At 42.0% G+C, this 7,761-nt stretch carries 9 protein-coding genes and 1 pseudogene; 9 read left to right on the top strand and 1 reads right to left on the bottom strand.

Going from position 1 to position 7,761, the window contains the following annotated elements; all coding sequences use genetic code 11:
* Window positions 1-126: 126 nt before the first annotated feature.
* Window positions 127-504: an antiterminator Q family protein gene (locus FC814_RS21600; protein ID WP_001204777.1), complete on the top strand. Its 378-nt coding sequence runs from the start codon at window positions 127-129 to the stop codon at window positions 502-504.
* Between the two features lie 155 nt (window positions 505-659).
* On the opposite strand, the gene FC814_RS21595 is transcribed toward FC814_RS21600, so the two are convergent.
* Window positions 660-1,184: a lipocalin family protein gene (locus tag FC814_RS21595; RefSeq protein WP_137326448.1), complete on the bottom strand. Its 525-nt coding sequence runs from the start codon at window positions 1,182-1,184 to the stop codon at window positions 660-662.
* Between the two features lie 192 nt (window positions 1,185-1,376).
* Here FC814_RS21595 and FC814_RS21590 point away from each other — a divergent pair, with 192 nt between their 5' ends.
* The 8 genes and pseudogenes from FC814_RS21590 to FC814_RS21550 all read left to right on the top strand — a co-directional run.
* A complete protein-coding gene (locus tag FC814_RS21590) occupies window positions 1,377-2,336 on the top strand; it encodes a DUF523 and DUF1722 domain-containing protein (RefSeq protein ID WP_000592547.1) in 960 nt (319 codons plus the stop codon).
* Between the two features lie 351 nt (window positions 2,337-2,687).
* Window positions 2,688-3,419, top strand: coding sequence for a helix-turn-helix domain-containing protein (locus FC814_RS21580; RefSeq protein ID WP_001146308.1), 732 nt, complete (start codon window positions 2,688-2,690; stop codon window positions 3,417-3,419).
* A gap of 188 nt (window positions 3,420-3,607) precedes the next feature.
* A complete protein-coding gene (locus FC814_RS21575; RefSeq protein WP_000839583.1) occupies window positions 3,608-3,823 on the top strand; it encodes a class II holin family protein in 216 nt (71 codons plus the stop codon).
* The gene (gene rrrD, locus FC814_RS21570; protein ID WP_021550628.1) at window positions 3,823-4,320 is read left to right on the top strand and encodes a lysozyme RrrD; all 498 of its coding nucleotides are present in this window, start codon (window positions 3,823-3,825) and stop codon (window positions 4,318-4,320) included. Before FC814_RS21575 ends, rrrD begins: the two co-directional genes overlap by 1 nt.
* A gap of 216 nt (window positions 4,321-4,536) precedes the next feature.
* The gene (gene rzoD, locus FC814_RS21565; RefSeq protein ID WP_001228696.1) at window positions 4,537-4,722 is read left to right on the top strand and encodes a prophage lysis lipoprotein RzoD; all 186 of its coding nucleotides are present in this window, start codon (window positions 4,537-4,539) and stop codon (window positions 4,720-4,722) included.
* A gap of 196 nt (window positions 4,723-4,918) precedes the next feature.
* Window positions 4,919-6,376, top strand: coding sequence for a Trk system potassium transporter TrkG (trkG, locus tag FC814_RS21560; RefSeq protein ID WP_137326449.1), 1,458 nt, complete (start codon window positions 4,919-4,921; stop codon window positions 6,374-6,376).
* A gap of 137 nt (window positions 6,377-6,513) precedes the next feature.
* Window positions 6,514-7,305: a ParB/Srx family N-terminal domain-containing protein gene (locus FC814_RS21555; RefSeq protein WP_137326447.1), complete on the top strand. Its 792-nt coding sequence runs from the start codon at window positions 6,514-6,516 to the stop codon at window positions 7,303-7,305.
* Window positions 7,298-7,687, top strand: a pseudogene (locus FC814_RS21550) (hypothetical protein); the annotation flags it as partial. The gene FC814_RS21555 and the pseudogene FC814_RS21550, both read left to right, overlap by 8 nt.
* Window positions 7,688-7,761: the final 74 nt, after the last annotated feature.

The following is a 7,761-nucleotide window of genomic DNA, read 5'->3' as shown; positions in this document are numbered from 1 at the left end:
GAACGGTCTGCGTTGTCGGGAAGATACGTGATCTGATCCTTCAACTCAGCAAAAGTTCGATTTATTCAACAAAGCCGATTTTTGCTTGTAATTGGCGTTCTGGTCTGATTTTTGTGGAGTAAGTTGATGCGTGATATTCAGATGGTTCTTGAGCGTTGGGGAGCGTGGGCGGCTAATAATCATGAAGATGTGACCTGGTCGTCCATTGCCGCCGGTTTTAAGGGATTAATTCCTTCAAAAGTAAAATCTCGCCCACAATGTTGTGACGATGACGCGATGATCATTTGCGGGTGCATGGCCCGTCTGAAAAAGAACAACAGCGATTTGCATGATTTATTGGTGGACTATTATGTCGGCGGCATGACTTTTATGGCGCTTGCACGTAAGCATGGGCGATCTGATTGTTGGGTTGGCAGGATGCTCCAGAAAGCTGAGGGCGTAGTGGAGGGTATGCTGATGGTGTTGGATCTCCGATTGGAGATGGATGCTGATTGTTCGAAATAATTAAAGGAAAAGTTGCTGTCTGATTGTCATTAGTCTAACATTTTAAATGTTGGAATCGCAACGTAGTTATTATCATATAACAGCTTGTTTCCTGATTTAGCCAGCCTCCCCAAAGGCTGGTTTTTTTCTAATAAGTATCATTTCGGGTAGGGATTTTATTGTTTAACCCATAATAATTCATTGACATTGAATCCCAACTTTTGAGCGGTTCGCACATAGTCTGCTTTTACTTTATCTGGAATAGTTGAGGTCCTTGCCAGAATCCATAGGTATTCTCTGTTCGGACCACTGACAAGAGCATACTTATACTCATCATCCAGTTTGATTACATTATAGCCACCATAGAAGGGGCCAAAAAACGAAACCTTCAACGCTGCAGTTTTAGTATCTCCAGTAAAGTATGCTTTACCTTCGCTCTCGCTCCATTGATTTTTCGTTGGATCGTATCCACGGTTAAGTACACGAATCCCTCCGTCGTTCCGTTTTCCATAAGTAGCGCTGACCTGTTCCAGACCACGTTCGAACCGGTTCTCGAGGCGAGCTATTTCATACCATTTTCCGAGGTAGCGGTTGGCGTCAAAATTTGTAATCGGCTGCACACCTTTAGGTGGTGTCGGGGCCTTACATGCTATAAGAGTGAAAGAGAGCGCAATGCCAGTCAACACAGGCCATAACTTCATAATAAATCCTGTACTTTTGATAGTTGAGAGTAAGTATGAAAGATAGATGATTACGACCGATCACTTAAAGAACTTTCATACTATATTAGGAATAGTCCATAACAGAAAAATTGTCAGTGATGACGCCAGAAAGGCAATTTATTCCGTGCACTACACAGTTTATGTGTTAATGAATTAGTCAAGGGGGAGGATATGATAAAAAAACCTGTGATTGGAATCAGCGGTTGTTTGGCCGGTTCTGCTGTTCGTTTTGATGGTGGTCACAAAAGAGCTGACTTTTTAATGGACAAATTAGTGGAATGGGTAACATTCAGACCAGTATGTCCGGAAATGGCTATAGGGCTGCCAGTTCCGCGTCCTGCTCTACGTCTTGTGCGCTCGACGCAAGGAAATATACGGATGTGTTTCAGCCACGACCAGAATGAGGATGTGACAGAGAGAATGACAGAGTTTAGTCGTTCTTATATGGACAAATTAAAGGATGTATCGGGGTTTGTGGTTTGTGCTAAATCTCCCAGCTGTGGCATGGAGCGCGTGCGTGTCTATGATGAAAATGGTAATCGAGGTCGTAAAGATGGAGTGGGACTATTTACGAGCACTTTGATGGAAAAGTTTTCCTGGCTACCGGTTGAAGAGGATGGGCGATTACATGATCCAGTGCTTCGTGAGAATTTTGTTGAAAGAGTTTTTGCTTTGCATGAGCTCAATCACCTTTACAAGGAGAAATTATCAAGAAGAGAGTTATTGGCTTTTCATAGTCGTTATAAGCTTCAGTTGTTGGCGCATAGTCAGACAGGCTATAAAGATATGGGACCATTTGTGGCTGCAATACACGAGTGGGCGGATCTTGAATCATACTTTGAGGTGTATCGTGATAAGCTGATGGCGATTCTCAGAAAACCTGCATCACGTAAAAATCACACGAATGTGCTGATGCATATACAGGGGTATTTTAGTAACTACTTAAGTACACGCCAGCGTAAAGAGTTGAGCGAGGTTATACTTAACTATCGTTCTGGCACATTACCTCTTCTTGCGCCGTTGACTCTGCTGAAGCATTATCTGGGTGAGTATCCTAATGATTACTTGCTTACACAGAATTACTTCGATCCCTATCCGGACGAACTGGCTCTAAGACTGATGGTAAATTAATTGTATGCGATATCATCCAAAAGGATGAGTTCCTGCATACAGGATATTTACAATCGTAAAAACTACACTATGATACCCAGAGTGTCAGTTTGTATAAAAACTCTGTTTACGCTGAAGAAACCATTGAGATGCAACTTAAATTTGGTAAACATGCCAGTCAAAATATATGATATTATGATTCCACGCAGCTATATATAATATAACAGATTGGTTTAATAATTTGTCTTTGTGAGTTAAATACATAATTTTATACTTGTGATGCAATGAGATTTTCCTTATTGTTGAACTGGCGAATATTGATTTTCCACCTATACTTACCTGGTGTAACCCCAATGATATCAGGTGGATAATATGCCATACATATGTTCTATCATTTTGGTGTTGAACTCGTTTGATGTCCGAATTGGTAAAGAAGATATTTTGTTTAAAAAAGGAAGTGCTGTTCTCATTGATTACAATTTGAAAGATTTTTTTTCATCAAATATAGATCATGTAATGATCGTAGATGTTGAAGAGAAAACAGTTAATGATTTCTTTAAAAGCAACACACTCTCACCTTTTTCTGTAAGAAGGTTTTATCCGGCATACTTGATGGTGGAATGTGAAGATTTTTCATTGTTAAAGAACTTGATTGCATGCTTGAATTGTGATGGCAGAACTGTGGATTTTGTTAGAAATCAAATATCACTTGCATGTCTTGCTATCTTATCTTCAGAGAAAATAGTGCAAAGTTTTTTATTTGGATGTCTTAATAGTTTAGGAAGTAAAGTTAAGGCTATTATTCACACGGATATATCTGCAGCATGGAGACTTTGTGATATATCTTCAAGACTGTATCTGAGTGAAAGTCTGTTAAAAAGAAAATTAAAGCACGAAGGCTTATCATTTAGTAAATTAATTCTTGAAGAGCGAATGGTGATGGCGGAAAGGTTATTAAGCTACAATTTATATTCTGTTGGAAAAGTTGCTGAGATATGCGGTTATGAAAACACGTCATATTTTGTAAGTGTTTTCAGAAGATATTTTGGTGTTCCTCCCCATCAATATTCATCAAGATTTTTTTTAGAAAAAGACATGATGTAACGTGATGCGTTTTAATGATTTTGTAATTTTCGTATTTGATAATTGTATGATGCTTTCAGCTACGCCAGAATAATCGCTGGCGTTTTTCTTTTTGAATAGATGTTCAAGCCTTACGCTAATGTAACTTCTATACCTTTCCTCTTCGTTCCGAACCGTGTACACCATCCGTTATTCGCGGAGGTGAGGCTATGAAATCCATGGACAAGTTAACAACGGGCATTGCCTACGGCACCTCTGCAGGCAGTGCTGGCTACTGGTTTTTACAGTGGCTTGATCAGGTCAGTCCGTCACAGTGGGCGGCGATTGGAGTGCTTGGAAGCCTTGTGTTGGGTTTTCTCACTTATCTGACAAACCTTTATTTCAAGATTAAAGAAGATAAGCGTAAGGCTGCGAGAGGTGAATAATGTCGCCATCATTACGCAAGGCTGTAGCAGCTGCTATTGGTGGTGGGGCTGTTGCCATAGCGTCTGTGCTCATCACTGGTCCGAGTGGTGACGATGGTCTGGAAGGTGTCAGCTACATACCATATAAAGATATCGTTGGCGTATGGACTGTATGTTACGGGCACACCGGAAAAGACATTATGCTCGGTAAAACGTATACCGAAGCAGAATGCAAAACCCTCCTGAATAAAGACCTTGCCACGGTCGCCAGACAAATTAACCCGTACATCAAAGTCGATATACCGGAAACAACGCGCGGTGCTCTTTACTCGTTCGTTTACAACGTGGGTGCTGGAAATTTCAGAACATCGACGCTTCTTCGCAAAATAAACCAGGGCGATATCAAAGGCGTATGTGATCAGCTACGTCGCTGGACATACGCTGGCGGTAAGCAATGGAAAGGCCTGATGACTCGCCGTGAGATTGAGCGTGAAATCTGTTTGTGGGGGCAGAAATGAGCAGAGTAACCGCGATTATCTCCGCTCTGGTTATCTGCATCATCGTCAGCCTGTCATGGGCAGTCAATTATTACCGTGATAACGCCATCTCCTACAAAGACCAGCGCGATAAAGCGAAGGAAAAACTCAGCCAGGCGAACGCCACCATTACTGACATGCAGCAGCGCCAGCGTGATGTTGCTGCACTGGATGAAAAATACACGAAGGAGTTAGCTAATGCGAAAGCTGAAAATGATGCTCTGCGTGATGATGTTGCCGCTGGTCGTCGTCGGTTGCACATCAAAGCAGTCTGTCAGTCAGTGCGTGAAGCCACCACCGCCTCCGGCGTGGATAATGCAGCCTCCCCCCGACTGGCAGACACCGCTGAACGGGATTATTTCACCCTCCGGGAACGACTGGTAATGATGCAGGCCCAACTTGAAGGTGCTCAGCAATACATAACCGAGCAGTGTTTAAAGTAAAATCTTAACTACAATATGATTCATTTTGATGATTGTTTCATAAGGAACAGTGAAGTAAGATCTAAGAGGAGTTAAATTTTATACAGTATAATCATAATATTGCAGCAAGGTGGTTATAATTGAAAGAATATTTAGATATGAATACATCTCATGTAAGAGTTGTTACTCATATGTGTGGGTTCCTGGTTTGGCTCTATAGTCTTTCAATGTTGCCACCAATGGTTGTAGCATTGTTTTATAAAGAAAAAAGCCTGTTCGTTTTCTTTATAACTTTCGTTATATTTTTTTGCATTGGTGGCGGAGCGTGGTATACAACTAAGAAATCTGGCATTCAATTACGTACCCGTGATGGGTTTATTATAATTGTAATGTTTTGGATTTTGTTTTCTGTTATTAGTGCATTCCCTTTATGGATTGACTCAGAACTTAATTTAACGTTCATTGATGCTCTGTTTGAAGGGGTTTCTGGAATAACAACAACAGGAGCAACTGTAATTGATGATGTTAGTTCATTACCTCGGGCATATTTGTACTATCGGTCACAGTTAAATTTTATAGGTGGTTTAGGAGTTATTGTTCTGGCGGTTGCTGTATTGCCATTATTGGGTATTGGTGGTGCAAAGCTTTATCAGTCAGAAATGCCGGGGCCATTTAAGGATGACAAACTCACTCCCCGCCTGGCCGATACGTCACGGACACTGTGGATAACTTATTCTTTATTAGGTATTGCTTGTATTGTCTGTTATAGACTTGCAGGAATGCCTTTGTTTGATGCTATTTGTCACGGGATTTCCACAGTTTCGCTTGGTGGTTTCTCAACTCATAGCGAGAGTATCGGATATTTTAATAACTATTTGATTGAGCTGGTGGCTGGTTCTTTTTCCCTGCTATCGGCTTTCAACTTCACTCTTTGGTATATTGTTATTAGCAGGAAAACGATAAAACCTTTAATCAGAGATATTGAACTTCGTTTCTTTCTGTTAATAGCCTTAGGGGTGATCATTGTTACCTCTTTCCAGGTCTGGCATATAGGTATGTATGACTTGCATGGAAGTTTTATTCATTCGTTTTTTCTTGCCAGCTCCATGCTCACTGATAATGGTTTAGCTACGCAGGATTATGCAAGTTGGCCCACGCACACGATAGTGTTTTTGCTGTTGTCAAGTTTCTTTGGGGGATGTATAGGTTCAACTTGTGGTGGAATTAAGTCACTTCGATTTCTTATACTTTTCAAACAAAGCAAACACGAGATAAATCAGCTTTCTCATCCCAGAGCGTTGTTGAGTGTAAATGTAGGAGGGAAGATAGTTACAGATCGTGTAATGAGGTCTGTATGGAGTTTCTTTTTTCTTTATACTCTCTTCACGGTGTTTTTTATACTGGTGTTAAATGGTATGGGATATGATTTTCTTACATCATTTGCAACAGTGGCTGCATGTATTAATAATATGGGATTAGGTTTTGGGGCTACTGCATCGTCATTCGGAGTGCTTAATGACATTGCAAAATGTTTAATGTGCATAGCTATGATTCTTGGTCGCCTTGAAATTTATCCTGTTATTATATTGTTTTCAGGTTTTTTTTGGCGCTCCTAATATATGGCTGATTTATAATTGTGAGTTTAATATTATGTTGACTCACTCATTGATCCAATACCTAACTTTACCAGCAACACCTCCGTCCCCAGTAGCACTGGCTGCTGGGGTGCGTTTTATTCATAAAGCAAGGCTGTATGAGCGAGAAATTAAAGATAGTCTATCGCCCATTACAAGAATTGTCACCGTATGCGCACAACGCCAGGACGCACAGTACTGAGCAGGTGGCACAACTGGTAGAAAGTATTAAGCAATTCGGCTGGACTAATCCAGTGCTGATTGACGAAAAGGGCGAAATTATTGCGGGTCACGGTCGTGTTATGGCGGCTGAAATGCTCAAAATGGATTCTGTTCCGGTCATTGTTCTGTCTGGCCTGACGGATGAGCAGAAAAAGGCGTACCGCCTGGCAGATAATCGCCTGCCGATGAATGCTGGCTGGGATGAAGATCTGTTGCGGATGGAGCTGTCGGACCTAATCAATGCTGATTTTGATGTCTCCCTGACAGGCTTCATCCCGACAGAAATTGATGAACTGTTGACGGATGTTTTGCCCGGTACAGGAAATGAGGAGGAGCCGTATACGACGAAAATTGATACGCCTGTTTATGAGCCGTCGGGCGGTAAACCGGATATCAGTGAACTGTACGACGATACGAAAACTCAGGAGCTGATCAGCCGGATACGTTCGGCGTCCCTTGAGCCTGATATTGAGAAATTCCTCCTGTGTGCGGCAGAACGTCACACGGTGTTTAATTTCAGCAGAATTGCGGACTATTACGCTCACGCCCCCGCTGAAATTCAGTGTTTTTTCGAGGAGTCGGCGCTGGTGATCATTGATTATCAGCAGGCTATTGAAAATGGATTTGTCCGGATGACGCAGCGCATGGTGGAGATCAAGCATGGTGGTGAGGAGGAGGAATATGCGTGATGATTTTTGCGCCTTTATTCTGACTCACGGGCGACCGGACAAAGTTCTGACTTACCGGACGTTGCGTCGTGCTGGCTATACCGGGAAAATTTTTATCGTTGTTGATGATGAAGATAAGACACGGCATCAGTACATGGCTGAATTTGGTGAACAGGTGCTGGTGTTTTCCAAAGCCGATATCGCCAGTCGTTTTGACGAAGCCGATAATTTCTGTGACCGCCGCTCAATTTTTTACGCCCGTAATGCCTGTTTCGACCAGGCAAAACTGGTCGGGTGTAAATACTTCATTCAGCTCGATGATGATTATCACGAGTTCCAGTTTCGGGTGGATCGCAACTATGACCAGGCCTATTTTCCGATAAGGAAACTGGATGCGATCCTTGGTGATGCTGCCAACTTACTGATTTAGTGTATGATGGTGTTTTTGAGGTGCTCCAGTGGCTTCTGTTTCTATCA

The sequence above is a fragment of the Escherichia sp. MR genome (assembly GCF_005280595.1).
Lineage (GTDB): Bacteria > Pseudomonadota > Gammaproteobacteria > Enterobacterales > Enterobacteriaceae > Escherichia > Escherichia ruysiae.
This window is presented reverse-complemented; position numbering and strand designations above follow the sequence as displayed.

Excerpts from the sequence above, each read along its gene's own strand:
- FC814_RS21590 (WP_000592547.1), top strand. The coding sequence starts at position 1,377 with ATGATAAAAAAACCTGTGATTGGAATCAGCGGTTGTTTGGCCGGTTCT.
- trkG (WP_137326449.1), top strand. The coding sequence starts at position 4,919 with ATGAATACATCTCATGTAAGAGTTGTTACTCATATGTGTGGGTTCCTG.
- FC814_RS21575 (WP_000839583.1), top strand. The coding sequence starts at position 3,608 with ATGAAATCCATGGACAAGTTAACAACGGGCATTGCCTACGGCACCTCT.
- FC814_RS21600 (WP_001204777.1), top strand. The coding sequence starts at position 127 with ATGCGTGATATTCAGATGGTTCTTGAGCGTTGGGGAGCGTGGGCGGCT.
- FC814_RS21580 (WP_001146308.1), top strand. The coding sequence starts at position 2,688 with ATGCCATACATATGTTCTATCATTTTGGTGTTGAACTCGTTTGATGTC.
- rrrD (WP_021550628.1), top strand. The coding sequence starts at position 3,823 with ATGTCGCCATCATTACGCAAGGCTGTAGCAGCTGCTATTGGTGGTGGG.
- FC814_RS21595 (WP_137326448.1), bottom strand. The coding sequence starts at position 1,184 with ATGAAGTTATGGCCTGTGTTGACTGGCATTGCGCTCTCTTTCACTCTT.
- FC814_RS21555 (WP_137326447.1), top strand. The coding sequence starts at position 6,514 with ATGAGCGAGAAATTAAAGATAGTCTATCGCCCATTACAAGAATTGTCA.
- rzoD (WP_001228696.1), top strand. The coding sequence starts at position 4,537 with ATGCGAAAGCTGAAAATGATGCTCTGCGTGATGATGTTGCCGCTGGTC.